Here is a 16,565-nt window from a genome sequence, read left to right as displayed (position 1 = left end):
AGCAGCGGGAGGACACTCAAGCGCGGAGGCGCCTGCCCATCGTCGATGTTCCAGACAGCTCCGGCGCGGGCGTTATGGCGCGCCGTTCCTTGCGAGCGAGGGGATTGCGGAGCAACGGCGCGATTGCCTGGCCGAACCTCTCGATCTTTTCCGGATCATAGGGGCCGGTCACCATGAATTCCGAGACGCCGGCTTGGGCATAAGCGATCAAGGAAAGCGCCGACCGCGCGGGAAAACTGGGCACGTGAACCGCGTCCGCGCGGCTGACCGGCCGGTCGCGCGTGAAGCTCAGGGGCATTGCGAAACGGATCTTCCCGGACCTTCCGTACTGGGCCGCTGCGGCGCGCACGCGCTCAATCAGCCTCCGCACATCCTCAGGCGCGCCGGGCGCCAGTTCGAATATGTCGGCATGCCGGCCGGCGACCTTCAGGGAGGTCCCGGAAAGCCCACTCATCCGGATCGGTATTCGGAGGCCGCGCAGACCCTTGTTCGGAACGAACCCGCCACGGACTCTGTAGAACGGACCCTCATGGTCGAACGGCTTGTCATTCGACCACAGTCTCTTCAACAGCCTCAAATATTCGTCCGTCCGCTGGCAGGTCGCGATATGGCTAGCATGCGAATCTGTAGCGACGCCGTCTTCGACAATGCCGTCGGCCAGAATTCTTAGAGCCAGGCGGCCTCCGCTGGCGGCGTCGAGCGCGGCCAGCTGGCGTGCCGCCACGGTAGGCGCGACGACCCCTGCGCAATGTGTAAGAACAATCTGAAGCGACGAGGTCAACGCCGCCGCTTTGGCCGCAAGATCGAAGTTGCTCAAGAGGCCGGCGGCGCCATCGATCACGACGCTTTGAAAACCCGCATCCTCGACTTGTGCGAGGGCTGCCGCGGATGCCTGCGGATCAAAAAAGAACGGCGCGGCTGCAGAAAAATCGTTGGAATCGGTACCGGGGACGAAAGTGAACTCGATGGACATCGCATCTCCTCCTTCGTTCAGGGGTTCCGCCACGGTCGGCGAAAAGATCGGATCCTGCTTTCGCGATTGAAGGGGAAGCCGCTCAGGGAATGAGCCCAAGCACGATCGCGGACACGAGTCCGAACGAGAGTGCATAGGCCGCGTACGCGGCCACCTTGGTTGAGGCGCCCGCGGGCGCCGTCACGCTGCCTGGTCGTGTAGCCCTCTTGCGAGTGTTCGCGGTATGGACATAGGCCATATCAATCCTCCAACCGCCATTAGTCTATAAAGTTAGTAGACTTTGTCGATTGCGAATATTGGTTGGGGTGTAGGAAATGGTTCTCCGGAAGCGGCGCTCGGCGGAAACTTTCTCTACGTAGCGCATAGGACTTCGTGCTGCTGCCATCGGTCAGCAGATCAGGACATCAACATCAAAGTAGGTTGCGGCCCGGAACGTCACACATCGGCACTCACGACGATCCATATGCGCCGTGATGATAGATCAATGCCGGGCCCGGCTCTCCGCCCGCCACATACCGGACGCTGCCGAGGATCAGCGCGTGGCTGTGGCGGACGATCATGTCTTCGACCGCGCAGTCGACGGCGGCAAGTGCCCCGTCGAGCGCCAACGCGCCGGTTGCAAGGCTCAGCCAGCGAGCCCCCTCGTAACGCTTCACCCCCTTCAGGCCGCCGCGTCCGGCGAAGCGGTCGGCAATCGCGACCTGGTCGGCTCGAAGCACGTTCACGCAGAAATGCCTGTGCCGCCTGATTGCTGCCCAGGTTGACGAGTTCAGGTTGATACTGACGACCATTACCTCCGGCTCGACGGACAGTGAGTGGGCGGTGGTAACGGTTGCGCCCGTCCGTTCGTCGCCAATACCTGCGGTAACCACGGACACGGGTCCAGCTAGGTGCCGCATGGCAGATTTCAGGGGGATCCGGGTTTCAATCTGGGGAACGCGTTCGGTCAGTGTCATCTGGCTTAGCCTCATTTTTTGCAGCTTCACGACGCCCTGCGACGCAACGCCGTTTGGTATTCCAGCCATTGGTGAATTTCGGCGGCGATGCGCTCGGCATGCGCGGTGACTTCGGGAATTCCCATCAGTTCGCCAACGCTGCCGCGCGCCAATGGCCCGCTGACGAAAATGCTGTCGGTCGGCCGCCCGGACGTGCCGACCGCACGGCCTTGGCTGTCGGTCTCCAAGCCAAGACCAATCGGGTCGAGCCGCACCAATCCCATCCGTGCGAGCGCCGCAATCGCTGCGCAGGTCCGCAAAATATCGGCATGCGCCGGCCCGGTCGTCACGATCACGCTGTCGTAGGCCTCGGCAACGAAGCGGCGTTGGCCACGCAGTTGCTGCCTGACGCGAATGCGTCCTTCGATCTGTTCGGCGCCGACAATCGATGCGGCGCGGTAGGCGAGCGTGCCTTCGGCAACCCGGCGATCGAGCACGGCCGCGATCTGCGGCGCTATGCGGAAGCGATGCACATCCCACAGCGCGCGCAAATGGCGCACGACGCGGCGTTGCTCAGCGAGCGGCAAGGCCTGCCAGATGATTTGCCCTTGTCGCCGGACTGCGTCGAGCACCGGGTGCCAGCCTTCGCCCTGCTGCGCGGCGGTCGCGATGGTCGACCGGATACGCCTGAGCAGCACGGTGGCGCTGCGTGAAGGCAGGCCGGTGAAGTCGCCGATCGGATCGGCATGCATAGCCGCATGGCCTCGCGACCGGTAGCCATGGCGCGAAAGTGCTGTGATGCGACCGCGATGGCCATTGCGGTCGAGCGTTGCGATGACATCCGCCGACGTCAGTCCAGTGCCGACGACGAGCACATGGTCGTCAAGTCCGGTCGCTTCCAGCCTTTCGAGATCATAGGGATTGGCTACCAGCCCGGCTGCGCCAGCCACGGACTGCAGGGGCACTGGCAAGGCCGGTGGCGGATGCGTCGTCGCAATCACCACGGCGTCCGCTGCGAGCGTTCCTCCATCAGCGAGGATCAGGTGGTAGGCCTCGCCACCGAGCTCGACTGATGCGACCGAGGACCTGACATGGCGGATCGTTTTGCCGAGCAGCAAAGGCTGGAGATAGGATTCCACGTAGCGCCCGAAAACGCGACGCTGCGGGTAGAGCGCTCCATTGGCGGCAATGGCCTCGGGATCGTCCGCAACGGCGCCGGTCTGCTCCAGCCAGTCGGCAAAGTGGCTGTCCTGGCCGGAGATCAGCGTCATCCTCGACGCCGGCACATTGATGCGATGTGAAGGATCGGGCGTCGAATAGGCCAGACCATAGCCGAGCCCCTCGCGGGGCTCGACGACGACGATATCGGCAGCACCGGCGGGCAGAAGCCGCGCAAGATGAAACGCGGTCGCCGCACCGGAAAACCCGCCGCCGACGATGGCTACGACCGGCCTTTGCGCCAGATGGTAGGTGCTCAAGACTGACTCGCGCGCAGTGCCGACGGCCGATGGTCGCCGGCCACCGTTTCGCCAAAAGGCCCCATGTTCACGGCCGTCGGTCGCGTCGAGATTTCATGATCGAGCGGCAACAGCGGCAGCACCAGTTCGCCGAAGCGATAGGCCTCCTCCAGATGCGGATAACCGGACAGGATGAAGGTATCGATGCCGATACGACGGTATTCGTCGATCCGTTCCGCCACCGTGGCCGCATCGCCGACCAGGGCGGTCCCGGCGCCGCCGCGAACCAGGCCGACGCCGGCCCACAGGTTCGGACTGATTTCGAGCTTGTCGCGACGACCGCCATGCAGCCGGCTCATGCGCGACTGGCCGACAGAATCCATGCGCGCGAAAACCTTCTGCGCCTCGGCTATCGTCTTGTCGTCCAGGCGGCTGATCAGGCGGTCGGCATCGGCCCAGGCTTCGTCATCGGTTTCGCGGACGATGACATGCAATCTGATTCCAAAACTCACCGCTCGTCCCGCCTTCTCAGCAAGACCGCGCACATGATCGACCTTGGCCGCAACGTCTGCGGGCGGTTCGCCCCAGGTCAGATACTTGTCGATCTGCTCGGCGGCGACCGCGTTGGCCGCATCTGACGAGCCGCCGAAATAGAGCGGCGGACGCGGCGTCTGCACGGGCGGGAAAAGCAGGCGGCCGTCCTCGATGCGGAAATGCTTACCTGCGAAAGCGACGGTCTCGCCACGCAGCACGGCCTTGTAGATGTCGAGGAATTCCCGCGTCACCTCATAGCGCTCGTCATGGCTGAGGAAAATGCCGTCGCCCTGGTTCTCGACCGGGTCGCCGCCGGTGACAACATTGATCAGCAGGCGTCCGCCGGAAATGCGGTCTAGTGTCGAGGTCATGCGCGCGGCGAGCGTCGGAGATTGCAGGCCCGGCCGGACGGCGACCAGGAAGCGAAGCCGCTGCGTCAGCGGCGCCAGAGCCGACGCCACGACCCAGCTGTCCTCGCAACTGCGTCCGGTCGGCAGCAGCGCGCCATAGTAACCGATGGCATCAGCGGCCTTGGCGACCTGGGCGAGGTAGGGCAAGTCGACCGCCCTACCCCCCTCGGAGGTGCCGAGATAGCGGCTGTCGCCATGGGTCGGAAGAAACCACAGGACCTTGATCCTGTCGGGAGTGGCAATGCTCATGAATTGTCCTCTGTGACTTGGCGCGCCTTGCTCAACTCCAGGCATGGAGCGGCGGATTGACGTCGTTGAGGTAGTAGTTGCCCAGGATCGCGTATTTCCAGCGCACCGGATCGTGCAGCGTGTGGGTGCGGGCGTTGCGCCAATGCCGGTCGAGATTGTGCTCGGCCAGCGTCGAGCGCGTGCCGGCGAGCTCGAACAGCTTGTTCGTGGCATTAATGGCGATCTCGGTGGTGAGGATCTTGGATTCCGCCACAGCGATCTGCGCTTCAGCGACGGTCTTCTCATTCGGGTCGGCGACAGCGCGATCGACGGCAAGCCCGGCCTTTTCGAGAACCGCCTCTGCCGCATTGGCGCGCAGACGAAGGTCGCCGATCGCCTGGATCGTATAAGGATCCTGCCAGGCATGATCGACGCCGCTGTCTATCCAGGCGCGCGACTTGGTGCGCACGAAATCGACCGTCTCGTCGATCGCCGCCTTGGCGATGCCGAGATCGACGGCGGCCTGGATGATCTGGAAGATGGCTCCGTCGGCCGTCGGCCGGTCGTAACCCTTATAGCCGGGAACCAGATGCGTCTTCGGCACCTTCACATTGTCGAGCAAGACCGTGCCGGACAACGTCGTCTTCTGGCCGAAGCTCGACCAGTCGTCGATGACCGTCAGTCCGGGCGCGCCGCGATCGGCGATGGCATACCAGGCGCGCCCCTCGTCATCGAGCGCCACGATAGGCACCAGATGGGCGAGCAACGCGCCGCTCGAATAGAATTTCTCACCGTTGACCACGACATGGTCACCGGCGTCGACGAACTTGGTTTCGAAGTCGGCCGCCCGCTTGGAACCAAACTCGGAGAACGCGTTGCCGAAGCGCGTGCCGGACAGAACCTCGGCGAACAGCAGCTTCTTCTGGGCCTCGTCGGAGACGGTGCGGATGGCGGCGACGACGCCAAGATGGTTCTGCGGAATCTGGCCGAGCGAGGGATCGGCCGCCGAGATGATGGTGATCACTTTCGACAGCGTCACATAGGAGAGCTCCGGCCCGCCATAGGCTTTCGGCACGTTGATCGACCACAGGCCGCTCTGCGAAAACGCATCGAGCTCTTCCGTCGGCCAGAGGCGTTCACGGTCCCGCCTGGAGGCATCCTTGGCGAATTCCGCGGCCAGTTTTTCGGCGACAGCGATCGCCTCGGCGTCGGTCCTGATGACATGCGCCTTGGCTGACGGACGCTCGACCGGTGGCACGGCGCTGCGGATATCGGACGGCTGCTTCGATTGGATGGTCATGCTGCGGTCTCCTTGGGGACATGGTCGGATGGAAGCGGCGAACCGCCGAGATAGTAGGTCTTGATATCGGCGCGCTGGCGCAGGTCGGCAGCCAATCCTTCGAGGACGCTGACGCCGTTCTCGAGCACGGTGGCGCGGTCGGCGTATTTCAGCGCGACCGCCGAATTCTGTTCGGCAACGAGGATCGAAAGGCCTTCGTCGCGGTTGAGCCGTTTCAGGGCGCTGAAGATCTCGTCGACGATCAGCGGTGCCAGTCCCATCGACGGCTCGTCCAGAACAAAGAGTTTCGGCCGCGACATCAGACCCCGGCCGATAGCCGTCATCTGCTGCTCGCCCCCGGAAGTAAGCCCGGACCGGGTTCGCCGCTTCTCGGCGAGCTTTGGGAAAAGTGCATAAACACGATCGAGGTCGGCCTTGACGCCGGTGCGAGAGGACGAGCGTCCGAGCGCGCCGGTGAAGAGGTTCTCTTCGACCGTCAGCGAACGGAAGCAATGCCGGCCCTCGAGGACCTGGACGAGGCCGCTGCGGACGAGATGCGAGGGGCTTACCCTTGAAACATCCCCTCCATCGAAGGTGATCCGGCCGGCGGTAATAGTGCCACGCTCGGCCGGGAGGAGATTGGATACGCCGCGCAGCAGCGTCGTTTTGCCGGCGCCGTTGGAGCCGAGCAAGGCGACGATCTCGCCTTTGCCGACCGACAGGTCGACGCCGTGCAGGGCGGCGATGGCGCCGTTATAGACGGCTTCCACGCTGGCAACTGACAGGATCGGGTTTTCCGGGCTAGACATCGATGACTCCGCTGGGAAGCTGGATGGCGCGGCCGGCCAGTTTGTCGGCCGCGCCATGGCAAACTCAGTTGCTGACCACTGCGTCGGCGTCCTCGGCCGTGCGGATCTTGATGCCCTTCTCGCTGGCATAAGCCTCGGACGACTTCTCGATGATCGGGCGCAGCAGCTTCCAGTCGGGCGCGATCCAGTCGGACACGACGTTCCACTTCTTGCCGTCCCACTGCTGGAAGGTCACGTAGCCGTCACCCTCGTGATTGTCCCAGGAGACATTGATCGAGTGGAACAGATCCTTGGCGCCGAGCGCCTCGACGCGCGCCGGATCGAGCTTGAGATGCTCGAAGCCCCAGCGCACTTCGTCGCCGGTCAGCGTGCGGTTGCCGAACTTGGCCTGCGCGATGCGGACCGCCTCGACATTGAGGATGCCATTGACGATGCCGAGATTGTGGTAGACCGAGCCGATGCGGCCCTTGTCCTCGAGATTGCCCTTGCCGGCGCCGTAGATCGTTTTCACGATCTCCTGGACCACCGGATACTGCTCGCCCGAGGCCTGGGTGGTGATGGCCGTATAGCCCTTGGCGGCATCGCCCGCGGGGATGACGTCCTCTTCGGAATTCGACCAGACATTGCCGACAATGTGATCGGCTGGGAACCCGGTCTTCTGCGCAGTCTTCAACGCTACGGGGTTCATCACGCCCCAGCCGCGCAGCACCACATAGTCGGGACGCTCGCGACGGATCGTCAGCCATTGTGCCTGCTGCTCGTTGCCCGGATGCGGAACCTCGATCTGCGACAGTTCGAAGCCGTATTTCTGCGCCAGCAGCTCGTAGATCGGGATCGTCTCCTTGCCGTAGGGCGAGCCGTGATAGAGCACCACGATCTTCTTGCCCTTGAGCTTGTCCAGGCTGCCTTCCTTGGAAGCGATGTAGTTCACGATGCCGGAAGTCTCGCTGTAGGGATTGAGCAGCAGCGGGAAGACGTAAGGGAACACGCGCCCGTCCGTGGTGTCGGTGCGGCCGTGGTTGATGGTGATCAGCGGCACCTTGTCGTCAGTGATGCGGTCGATCATGGCGTAGGCGATGCCGACCGAAAGCGGGTTCCAGGCGGCGATACCCGGATTGCTCTTCAATCGTTCGTAGACCTCGACGCCCTTCTCGACCTCATACTGGGTCTCGCCTTCGCTCCAGGTCAGCTTGACGCCGTTGACGCCACCGTCGCGGATGTTGATCAGATTGAGGTAGTCGATGAAGCCGCCGAAGAAGCCGGTGCCGCCGGCGGCATAGGGGCCGACGCGATAGCTCTGCAGGGGGAAATACTGTTCGTCGGCGTGGACAGCCGTCGCGACGAGCACGAAGGCCGTGGCGATCGCCGCTTTCTTGAGATGACTGAAGAAGGTCATGAGTTGCGTCTCCTGAGGTGTGGGTCCGTGAGAGGATGTCGAGCGGCGCTCAGCTGGACCTTGAGCCGATCCGTCGTTTCAGGCGCTCGAAGAGGGCCGACAGCCCGTTCGGTTCCGCGATGAGGAAGATGATGATGAGGGCGCCGAGCACGATGCGCTGGCTCATGTCGAGCACGCCCGAATCGAACAGGCCGCCAAACGCGAAGGCGCCGATCCGGGACAGAAGAAGCGGGAAGACGACGAAGAAGGCCGCGCCCAGAAACGCACCGCGCATCGAAGCCAGTCCGCCGACGATGATGATGAACAGGATCTGGAAAGAGCGGTCGAGGTTGAAGCCGGCCGGCTCTACGGTGCGCAGGTAGGTGAAGGCCCACAGCACACCGGCGACGCCGATAATGAAGGACGAGATGGCGAAGGCCAGCAGCTTGGTTCTCAGCACCGGCACGCCGATGACGCGCGCCGCCGTTTCATTGTCGCGCACGGCAATGAAGTTGCGGCCGGTGGCGCTGTTGACCAGCCGCCAGACAAGAGCGGTGAGCACGATGACCGTGGTGACCGAAAGCAGGTAGCGGCCGGTCGCGCCATCGAGCGAAAATCCCGCGACGGTAAGGCGCGGCGCGGAAATAACCCCGGACGGATTGTAGTTGGAGAACCAGCCGAACTTGGTCAACGCCCATTGCACGAAGAACTGGGCGGCGAGCGTCGACACGGCGAGATAGAAGCCGCGCAGCCTGAGACTGGGCAGGCCGAACACGACGCCGATGCCGGCGGCCGAAATCCCGGCCAGGATCATAGTTGCCGCCAACGGTAGTCCTTCGACCCGTAGGTTGAAATTGTAGGCGGCGAAAGCGCCGACCGCCATGAAGGCGGAGGAGCCAAGCGAAAGCTGGCCGCAGTAGCCGGTGAGCAGGTTAAGACCGACCGCTGCTAGGCTGAGCGCCAGGAACGGCAGCAGGATTGCCTCGACCAGATAGCTCGACGCGTAGGCGGGGATCAGGCCGTAGGCCACGGCAATCAAGGCGGCCGGCAGAGCCAACTTCTGCCAGTCGATTGGAAGCCTTGCGGCATCGAGCGATTGCACGGCCATCGGTCAGACCCTTTCGACGGTTTTCTGGCCAAACAGGCCGGAGGGGCGCACCAGCAGGACCACTAGGGCCAGCGCATAGGCGAACCAGCCTTCGATGCCGCCGCCGACGAAGGGGCCGAGATAGACTTCGGCCAGTTTTTCGCTGGCGCCGATGATGAGGCCGCCGACGATGGCGCCGAGGATGGAATCAAAGCCGCCGAGCACCAGTACCGGCAGCGCCTTCAGCACGATCAGCGACAAAGAGAACTGGACACCGAGACGCGCACCCCAGAGCAGTCCCGCGACCAGCGCCACGAACCCGGCGGCCGTCCACACCGTTCCCCATATCCGGGGCAGCCGCAGCCCGACGGCAAGTGCTGCAAACTGGTCGTCGGCGACGGCGCGAAACGCCAGCCCGATCCGGGTCCAGTAGAAGAATGCGCTCAAGCCCGCCACCATCGCCGCGGCAATGCCCGCGGCAAGAAGGTCGAACGACGAGATCAGGATGTTGCCGACCTCAAAGGGCGTGTCGTCTATGCCGAGATCGAGCCCGTGCACCTGGGTGCCCCACATCAGCTGGGCAGCGCCCTCGATGATGTAGGACAGGCCGAGTGTGGCCATGAACAGGGTCATCGGCGAGCGATTGACCAGCGGCCTCAGCACAGTCCGCTCGATGGTGAAGCCCAGCGCGACCATGACCGCGAAGGTGATGAGCAGCGAAAGCGCGAAGGGGATGCCGCGTTCGACGAGGCTGACAAAGGTGAGCGCTGCGAACAGCACCATCGACCCTTGCGCGAAGTTCAGCACGCCCGACGTCTTGTAGATCAGCACGAGACCGATGGCGACAAGCGAATACATGACCCCAGAGAGCAGGCCGCCGACCAGCACTTCGATGACGAAGAGGAAATCATAGTAGCTCATCAGATGTCTTCGCTATTCCCGCCCTCGGCGGTGCCGATATAGGCCCGGATCACTGTCGGATCGGCCCTGACCTCGGCCGGGGTCCCGTCTGCGATCTTGCGGCCGTAGTCGAGCACAGCGACCCGGTCGGAAAGCCCCATGACCACGCCGATATCGTGCTCGATCAGGATGATGGTGACGCCATGTCGGTCGCGCGCGGCGCGCACAAACCCGGCCATCTCGGCTTTCTCGGTCGCCGTCATGCCGGCCATCGGCTCGTCGAGCAGCAGGATCTTGGGCTCGGCCACCAGGGCGCGGGCCAGTTCGACCCGCTTCTGCAGGCCGTAGGGCAACGTGGCGACCAGACGGTCGGCGACGGCCCCGAGATGCAGGAAGGCGATTTCCTGATCGACCTTTTCGGCGATTCCCGCGTCTTCACGCCGGGCGCGTGGCAGACTGGCAATATGTTCGACAAAACTGGCGCGCCTGGTGTAGACGCGGCCGGACGCAATGTTGTCGCGCACGGAGAGACCGCCGAACAGCGCCAGGTTCTGGAAGGTTCGCGCAACGCCCAGTCGTGCCAGACGACTCGCCGGCACCCGGGAGAAGGACTGGCCGTCGATCGCGATCGTGCCGTGGTCGGCGTGATAGAGGCCGCTGATGATGTTGATCAGCGAAGATTTGCCGGCGCCGTTGGGGCCGATCACCGCGCGGATCTCACCGCCTATGACCTCGAGATCAATGTCGCTCAGCGCCTTGACGCCGCCAAAGGAAATACCGATCCCGCTCAATGCGAGAACCGCATCAGACCTTGACGAGAGGCATGCCGGACGCCTGTCGCCGACGAGGTTAGTCACCGCGAGGATGGCGGAAATTTCGGGCGCGCGCTCGTATGCGGCGGCTCCCAGCGAAGCACCAATCATGAAACGTCCCTGATTTGAAGGAGAGCTGGCAGCGGCCCGAGGGCCGCGCCTGACCTATTCCGCGGCGACAAGTTCCCTGGCGCGAGCCGCTTCCAGTTCGCGCACCAGTGGAATGACGCGCTTGCCGAAGAACTCGACCTCTTCCTGGAAATGCAGGAAGCCGAGCAGGATCAGGTCGGCGCCGGCATCCTTGAGCTTGAGGATGCGTTCAGCGATCTGCTCCGGCGTGCCGATGAGATTGCTGCGGAAGCCGTCATTGTATTGCACCAGATCCTCGAAGGAGGATTTCGCCCAATTGCCTTCGCCTTCCGGCGAGGCCTTGCCGGCATTCTTGACCTGATCGGCAAAACCCTGGACTGCCTCGGGATTGGCCTTGGCGATGATCTCGTCGAGCACTGCGCGCGCCTCTGCCTCGGTCTCGCGAGCGATGGCGAAGGCATTGACGCCGATCTTGACCTTGTGGCCATTGGCTTTCGCCTTGGCGCGGATGTCGTCGACCTGCTTCCGGATCTCCTCCGGCGTGTTGCCGTTGGTGAAATACCAGTCGGAGACACGAGACGCCATGTCGCGCGCGGCGCGCGACGAGCCGCCCTGAAAAATCTCGGGCTGGGGATCGATCGGCTTCGGCTTCATCGAATAGTTGGTGAAGCGGTAGAAATCGCCCTTCAGCGTGAAGCTGTCCTCGGTCCAGATGCCACGCAGCGCTCGGATAAATTCCTCCGACCGGCGATAGCGCTCGTCATGGTCGAGCCAGAGTTCGCCAATGGCGGCGAACTCGCCGCGGAACCAGCCGCTGACGACATTGACGGCGACGCGGCCATTGGTCAGGTGGTTGATGGTAGCGATCTGCTTGGCCGCCAGCGCAGGATTCCACGGGCCGGGCAAGATCGCCGCGATGACCTTCAGCGTTGTGGTGGCGGCAAGCAAGGCATGGCTGAACGACACCGATTCGTGCTGGTTGTCGGCGCCATAGCCGGCGGTGAAGCGGATCTGACTCAGCGCATAGTCGAAGCCATTGGCCTCGGCGATCTGGGCGAGCTTGCGGTTGTAGTCGATGTCCCAACCCGTCCGCTGCTCGATGTTGGAGATGACCAGGCCGCCGGAGACATTCGGGACCCAGTAGGCAAATTTGATGGCGTCGGAATGCGAACTCATCTCGTCGTTTCCCCTTTAATTGCTCAGCCGACGCGGGTGGCGACGGCAGCATTTGCGTGACTGGAGTTGAGCAAGGAGACCGCGTCGGTAGCGGCCCTTGCAATGCGCTCGATGATCGCTGCGCCGACGATTTCGCCATTGATGAAATCGTCTGGCGCGCCGTAGACGCCCGTCGGGACGGTGACAGCGCCGAAAAAACCGAACAATGGCCGCAGCTGATGTTCGAGAACCAAGCCGTGGTAGGGGCTGCCGCCGGTTGCCGCGAGGAGCACAGTCTTGCCGGTCAACGCGTGGTAATCGACGAGGTCGAACAGGTGCTTGAGGGCGCCGGTGTAGGAAGCGCGATAGACAGGCGTTCCGACCACCAGCAAGTCTGCCTTCTCGACACGCTGGATGATCGCTTCTCCGGATGCGCCGAGTGCGCCGCGGGATAGCCCGGCGAAAAGCGAGGGTGCTGCCTCCGTGATCTCGATCAGACCAGTATCTGCAGGGACGCGCAACGCGACCGCCTTGACCAGCGCATTGACTACCGCCGTGGTGCGGGACGGCGTGCTTACGCCGCCCGATATTCCGAGAACCGATAATCGTGCCAAGTCATCAATCTCCCACACTTTGCATGCGCGCTAGGCCGCGACAAACAAGGGCAAACGATATTCTATAAAGTCTGTAGAGATAAGGTACTTTGTTCTGATGTTTTCACCTCGAGGGGAAAATCGGGCTGTTTGCCACGTGGCAAAGGGTTGACGGTTTAGGAGCGGGATGCGGCGCGGCCGCGTTACAGAAATGCGTGTACGATCATCGAGGTCAGGATTGCGTTCAGTCCCATCGCAATCCCTGCAAAAAGCCCAGCCACGGGGTTCACGGAATAGGCGCGAGCGGTTCCGATCCCGTGAGAAGCCAGACCCACCGCGAACCCCCTTGCGGCGAAATCCTTCACGCGCATCACATTCATGAGCGGCGTTACAATCACGGCGCCGCAGATTCCGGTGAGGACGACGACAGCGGCAGTCAGGGCAGGATTTCCTCCGAGGCCGGAGGAAACTGCCATTGCAACGGCCGCGGTAGTTGACTTCGGCGCAAGGGACGCGGTGACCTGGTCAGCAAGCCCCAACGCACGGCAGAGGTACGCGGTCGATCCGACCGCGGTTGTGCTTCCGACAAGGAGTGCGACGGATACCGGAAAGAGGTTTGCCTTTACCAAGGAAAGCCTCTCATAAAGCGGAATTCCCAGCGCGACCGTGGCAGGGCCCAGCAAGAAGTGTATGAACTGGGCCCCGTCGAAATACCTGCGGTAATCCACCTTAGCGATGAGCAGGACGAGAGCGATCGCGCTAACCGACACCAAGGTGGGGTTCAGCAACGGATTTCCGAGATACAGCTTCGACAGACCAATTGCGGCGATCCAGACCGCCAAGGTTGCCGTAAGCCACAGAAGGGGCGACGCGGCGAGGTAGATCCATAGCTCCTCACCCATTGGCGCCGCCTCCAACGAGGCGCTTGGCTACGACGAATGCCAACGCTGTCGCGGTCAGCGTAAGCACAGTCGAGCCAAGCACGACTGCGAGTATCGCAGCTCCCTGGCCCCGGATCAGATCAATGTGCTGCACGATTCCGACGCCTGCCGGCACGAACAGAATGCCCAGGTTTCCCAGGATCACCGTGGAGACAGAAGCGACCTGACCGCGGACATTGTTGAGGACTCCGAACCTTCTCGCAACTGAAAAGACCGTCGCGATAAGAGCCATCCCAAGGACTGGGCCGGGAACAACGCCGTTGAGAAAGTAAGCGGCGATCTCGCCGATCAGCTGAAAGACGAGCAGCAAGCATATCCCGACGAGCATCCGGTCATTCCATACAACAATCCAGGCGAAGCATCCGCTGCGCCACCATGTCGAGCTTGGAGCACATGTCTGCTTGCACGGCTATCGCCCGAGGCTGTGATGGAAATTCTTTCAAGGGCTTCTTACCCAACTTTACTCATGTCAGCCATTCCTTCACCAACGATGTCGCCAAACTTGGGCTATCGTGCAGTCGGCACATCCGGGATGGAGGAGTGTGCCGCGAACATATCGGCTAAACGCCTAGGGAGGATCACATGGCCAGTTCATTGGCTGTCTTTTTTACCGACGCTCGCCGTGTCGCGCAACGCATGCTGCTGACTTCGGCAGTCTTCGTCACCACGACATCGCTTACCAATTCAGCAAGTGCCGATGCCATCAACTGGCGGCAGTTCGAGGGCACGACAATTACCTGGGCCTACGACATCCACCCCTATGCGGATGCTCTGGCAGCCGGGCTGCCGGAATTCGAGAAGCTCACCGGCATCAAGGTCACCCCGGAACTCTACCCGGACGACTCATACTGGAGCAAGCTGACGATCCAGTTGACCACCAAGTCGCCTGCGTGGGACGTGGTCGGGACCGGTATCCAGCCTGCATGGGACCTCGCGCCCGGCGGCGCGCTTGAGCCCCTGGACAACTACCTGAACGATCCGAAGCTCACCGATGCCGGTTACGACTACAACGACTTCTTCCCCAGCCTGCGCTCTGCGCTCACCTGGAAGTTGGAAGATGGCCAGATAGCGCCCGGCGAAGGCGGCCAGGTGTGGGCGATCCCGCACGCCTTCGAGAACATCCAGCTCTTCTACCGCAAGGACATTCTCGACAAGTACAAGATTGCAGTTCCGACCACTCCTCCCGAGATGGCCACGGCCTGCGAGGCGCTGAGGGCGGCTGATCCTTCGATCACCCCCCTCGGCGTCCGCGGTGTCCGCTTCTGGAGCAGCATCCACACCGCACCCGTATCGATTGCCCGGTCTTATGGCGTGAAGGATTTCGTTATCAAGGACGGCAAGCTCGACACCGGTCTGGACTCGCCTGAATCGATCGCTTTCCACAAGGACTACGTGGATATGATCAAGAAATGCGCGGCGCCCTCCTTCGCCAACGACAATTGGTACCAGGTCGTCGACGGCATTTCTTCCGGACGCACGGCAATGGCAGTCGACGCCAACATGTTCGGCTTCTGGAACGACGTGGCCGGCCAAGTTGCCTCCGGAAAGATCGCCTTCGCTCCGCCGCTGCGCGCGCCAAACGCCCAGAACTTCGACTCTAATATCTGGATCTGGTCGCTGGCCATGAATGCGGCATCCCAGAAGAAGGGCGCGGCGTGGCTGTTCATCCAGTGGGCGACGTCAAAGAAAGTCGTGCTGTCTGGAGCGCTCGCGGGAAAGCTCGTCAATTCGCCCCGCACCTCCACATGGAAGGATGAAGCGTGGCTCAAATACGCTTCGCAGCCGGAGTTCAACAACTTCGTCGAAAGCTTCAACGCCACGCAGGACCGGGCAGCGCTTGCCTTTACCCCGCGCGTTGGGTTCGGCGAAGCGATGAACGCTTGGGCGGTGGCCATGCAGAAGATGGTCAACGGCGACGACGTGGAGGCTACCCTCCACGACCTGGCCGAAGAGATCCGCGCTGGCATGTAACGATGAAGCGGGTGGCAGGCTTCTGCCGCCCGTCATCAATCCTGGTGGAGTCCTACCTTGACCTCCGAAGTCATCAAAGCGACCGCTGTCGACATTGGCAAATCGGCAGCCGGCAAGCGAAAGACCGATGCGGCCGCAGCCGAGCGGTCGATCGACTGGCTGAGCCTTGCCGTCATCCTTCCCGCAGTTGTGATCCTGCTCGGGTTCCTGCTTCTCTTCTTCTACGGGGTCTACCAGTCCTTCACCGATCTGCGTCTGGGCCGGCCGAATGCCCGGTTTGTCGGCTTCGCCAACTACGTTGCCCTAGCCAAGAGCGGCGACTTCTGGAACAACGTCTGGGTCACCCTTGCATACGCCATCTGCGCCGTGATGCTTCAGGCCGTCATCGGCCTGGCGATTGCCAAGCTGTTCGCGTCCGGCGTGATGCTGGCACGTACGCTTCGACCGGTCATCCTGCTTCCCCTTGTGCTTCCGCCGATGAGTGTCGCCCTTATGTGGACGACCATGATGAACCCCCAGAGCGGAATCTTGAATTACCTCTTCTCGCTCGTCGGCTTGGGTCCGTTCGCGTGGATATCCGATCCGAAGACCGCCTTGTTTTCGGTGATCCTGATCGACGTCTGGACCTACACCCCATTCTTCACGCTGATCATCTTCGCGGGGCTGCAGGGCATCACCGACGACATCAGGGAAGCCGCGCGGATCAACGGCGCGAAGGCCTGGGCGATGTTCGTCAACATCGAGCTGCCGCTCGTTGCACCCTACATCCTGATCGCTGCGGTCTTCCGCCTGATCGAGTCGTTCAACCAGTTCGACGTCATCTTCGGGACCACCCAGGGAGGCCCTGGCAACGCAACGTCCGCGCTCTCCGTGCAGGCCTATATTACCGCTTTCCAGAACCTGACATTCGGCCGCGGCGCCGCGCTGATGGTGGTCAACTGGCTCATCGTCCTGATCGGCGCGTTCCTCACCGTCAAGGCCTGGCAGGCAGTTCGCCGCCGGGTAAACTGAGGCTC

At 62.6% G+C, this 16,565-nt stretch carries 16 protein-coding genes; 2 read left to right on the top strand and 14 right to left on the bottom strand.

Features of this window, described 5'->3' with window-relative positions; all coding sequences use genetic code 11:
- Positions 1-16: 16 nt before the first annotated feature.
- The 14 genes from EN786_RS31910 to EN786_RS31845 all read right to left on the bottom strand — a co-directional run bounded on the left by EN786_RS31910 (position 17) and on the right by EN786_RS31845 (position 13,906).
- Positions 17-973: an LLM class flavin-dependent oxidoreductase gene (locus EN786_RS31910; protein WP_189524331.1), complete on the bottom strand. Its 957-nt coding sequence runs from the start codon at positions 971-973 to the stop codon at positions 17-19.
- 449 nt (positions 974-1,422) lie between these two features.
- Positions 1,423-1,929 carry a flavin reductase family protein gene (locus EN786_RS31905; RefSeq protein ID WP_246688792.1) on the bottom strand — a complete coding sequence of 169 codons (507 nt, stop codon included), beginning with the start codon at positions 1,927-1,929 and terminating at the stop codon, positions 1,423-1,425.
- Positions 1,930-1,955: 26 nt separating this feature from the next.
- Positions 1,956-3,386: an FAD/NAD(P)-binding protein gene (locus tag EN786_RS31900; RefSeq protein WP_135909453.1), complete on the bottom strand. Its 1,431-nt coding sequence runs from the start codon at positions 3,384-3,386 to the stop codon at positions 1,956-1,958.
- Complete coding sequence (ssuD, locus tag EN786_RS31895) at positions 3,383-4,558, bottom strand: FMNH2-dependent alkanesulfonate monooxygenase (protein ID WP_135909451.1); 1,176 nt, start codon at positions 4,556-4,558, stop codon at positions 3,383-3,385. Before ssuD ends, EN786_RS31900 begins: the two co-directional genes overlap by 4 nt.
- 31 nt (positions 4,559-4,589) lie before the next feature.
- Positions 4,590-5,837, bottom strand: a complete 1,248-nt coding sequence (locus EN786_RS31890) for an SfnB family sulfur acquisition oxidoreductase (RefSeq protein ID WP_135909449.1) — start codon at positions 5,835-5,837, stop codon at positions 4,590-4,592.
- Positions 5,834-6,625 (bottom strand): ABC transporter ATP-binding protein, encoded by a 792-nt coding sequence (locus EN786_RS31885; protein ID WP_135909447.1) that lies wholly within the window; start codon positions 6,623-6,625, stop codon positions 5,834-5,836. The genes EN786_RS31890 and EN786_RS31885 overlap by 4 nt, the downstream gene beginning before the upstream one ends.
- 64 nt (positions 6,626-6,689) lie before the next feature.
- Complete coding sequence (locus tag EN786_RS31880) at positions 6,690-8,021, bottom strand: ABC transporter substrate-binding protein (RefSeq protein ID WP_135909445.1); 1,332 nt, start codon at positions 8,019-8,021, stop codon at positions 6,690-6,692.
- Between the two features lie 49 nt (positions 8,022-8,070).
- The gene (locus EN786_RS31875) at positions 8,071-9,108 is read right to left on the bottom strand and encodes a branched-chain amino acid ABC transporter permease (RefSeq protein WP_135909442.1); all 1,038 of its coding nucleotides are present in this window, start codon (positions 9,106-9,108) and stop codon (positions 8,071-8,073) included.
- 3 nt (positions 9,109-9,111) lie between these two features.
- Positions 9,112-10,008, bottom strand: a complete 897-nt coding sequence (locus tag EN786_RS31870) for a branched-chain amino acid ABC transporter permease (protein WP_135909440.1) — start codon at positions 10,006-10,008, stop codon at positions 9,112-9,114.
- On the bottom strand, positions 10,008-10,910 hold the full coding sequence (locus tag EN786_RS31865; RefSeq protein WP_135909438.1) for an ABC transporter ATP-binding protein: 903 nt from the start codon (positions 10,908-10,910) through the stop codon (positions 10,008-10,010). The genes EN786_RS31870 and EN786_RS31865 overlap by 1 nt, the downstream gene beginning before the upstream one ends.
- 54 nt (positions 10,911-10,964) lie before the next feature.
- Entirely contained in the window at positions 10,965-12,065 is a 1,101-nt protein-coding gene (gene sfnG, locus EN786_RS31860; protein ID WP_135909436.1) for a dimethylsulfone monooxygenase SfnG, read from the bottom strand.
- A 23-nt stretch (positions 12,066-12,088) separates the two neighbouring features.
- Positions 12,089-12,676, bottom strand: a complete 588-nt coding sequence (msuE, locus tag EN786_RS31855; RefSeq protein ID WP_246688791.1) for an FMN reductase — start codon at positions 12,674-12,676, stop codon at positions 12,089-12,091.
- Positions 12,677-12,840: 164 nt separating this feature from the next.
- Complete coding sequence (locus EN786_RS31850) at positions 12,841-13,539, bottom strand: LrgB family protein (RefSeq protein ID WP_135909434.1); 699 nt, start codon at positions 13,537-13,539, stop codon at positions 12,841-12,843.
- A complete protein-coding gene (locus EN786_RS31845) occupies positions 13,532-13,906 on the bottom strand; it encodes a CidA/LrgA family protein (protein WP_135909432.1) in 375 nt (124 codons plus the stop codon). Before EN786_RS31845 ends, EN786_RS31850 begins: the two co-directional genes overlap by 8 nt.
- A gap of 254 nt (positions 13,907-14,160) precedes the next feature.
- Here EN786_RS31845 and EN786_RS31840 point away from each other — a divergent pair, with 254 nt between their 5' ends.
- Together EN786_RS31840 and EN786_RS31835 are read left to right on the top strand one after the other, a co-directional pair.
- Complete coding sequence (locus tag EN786_RS31840; RefSeq protein ID WP_135909430.1) at positions 14,161-15,549, top strand: extracellular solute-binding protein; 1,389 nt, start codon at positions 14,161-14,163, stop codon at positions 15,547-15,549.
- Between the two features lie 57 nt (positions 15,550-15,606).
- Positions 15,607-16,560 (top strand): sugar ABC transporter permease, encoded by a 954-nt coding sequence (locus tag EN786_RS31835; protein WP_210238908.1) that lies wholly within the window; start codon positions 15,607-15,609, stop codon positions 16,558-16,560.
- Positions 16,561-16,565: the final 5 nt, after the last annotated feature.

Source organism: Mesorhizobium sp. M4B.F.Ca.ET.143.01.1.1, assembly GCF_004792275.1.
Taxonomy (GTDB): Bacteria; Pseudomonadota; Alphaproteobacteria; order Rhizobiales; family Rhizobiaceae; genus Mesorhizobium; species Mesorhizobium abyssinicae.
This window is presented reverse-complemented; position numbering and strand designations above follow the sequence as displayed.

Excerpts from the sequence above, each read along its gene's own strand:
- EN786_RS31910 (WP_189524331.1), bottom strand. The coding sequence starts at position 973 with ATGTCCATCGAGTTCACTTTCGTCCCCGGTACCGATTCCAACGATTTT.
- EN786_RS31905 (WP_246688792.1), bottom strand. The coding sequence starts at position 1,929 with ATGACACTGACCGAACGCGTTCCCCAGATTGAAACCCGGATCCCCCTG.
- ssuD (WP_135909451.1), bottom strand. The coding sequence starts at position 4,558 with ATGAGCATTGCCACTCCCGACAGGATCAAGGTCCTGTGGTTTCTTCCG.
- EN786_RS31890 (WP_135909449.1), bottom strand. The coding sequence starts at position 5,837 with ATGACCATCCAATCGAAGCAGCCGTCCGATATCCGCAGCGCCGTGCCA.
- EN786_RS31885 (WP_135909447.1), bottom strand. The coding sequence starts at position 6,625 with ATGTCTAGCCCGGAAAACCCGATCCTGTCAGTTGCCAGCGTGGAAGCC.
- EN786_RS31880 (WP_135909445.1), bottom strand. The coding sequence starts at position 8,021 with ATGACCTTCTTCAGTCATCTCAAGAAAGCGGCGATCGCCACGGCCTTC.
- EN786_RS31875 (WP_135909442.1), bottom strand. The coding sequence starts at position 9,108 with ATGGCCGTGCAATCGCTCGATGCCGCAAGGCTTCCAATCGACTGGCAG.
- EN786_RS31870 (WP_135909440.1), bottom strand. The coding sequence starts at position 10,008 with ATGAGCTACTATGATTTCCTCTTCGTCATCGAAGTGCTGGTCGGCGGC.
- EN786_RS31865 (WP_135909438.1), bottom strand. The coding sequence starts at position 10,910 with ATGATTGGTGCTTCGCTGGGAGCCGCCGCATACGAGCGCGCGCCCGAA.
- sfnG (WP_135909436.1), bottom strand. The coding sequence starts at position 12,065 with ATGAGTTCGCATTCCGACGCCATCAAATTTGCCTACTGGGTCCCGAAT.
- EN786_RS31850 (WP_135909434.1), bottom strand. The coding sequence starts at position 13,539 with ATGGGTGAGGAGCTATGGATCTACCTCGCCGCGTCGCCCCTTCTGTGG.
- EN786_RS31845 (WP_135909432.1), bottom strand. The coding sequence starts at position 13,906 with ATGCTCGTCGGGATATGCTTGCTGCTCGTCTTTCAGCTGATCGGCGAG.
- EN786_RS31840 (WP_135909430.1), top strand. The coding sequence starts at position 14,161 with ATGGCCAGTTCATTGGCTGTCTTTTTTACCGACGCTCGCCGTGTCGCG.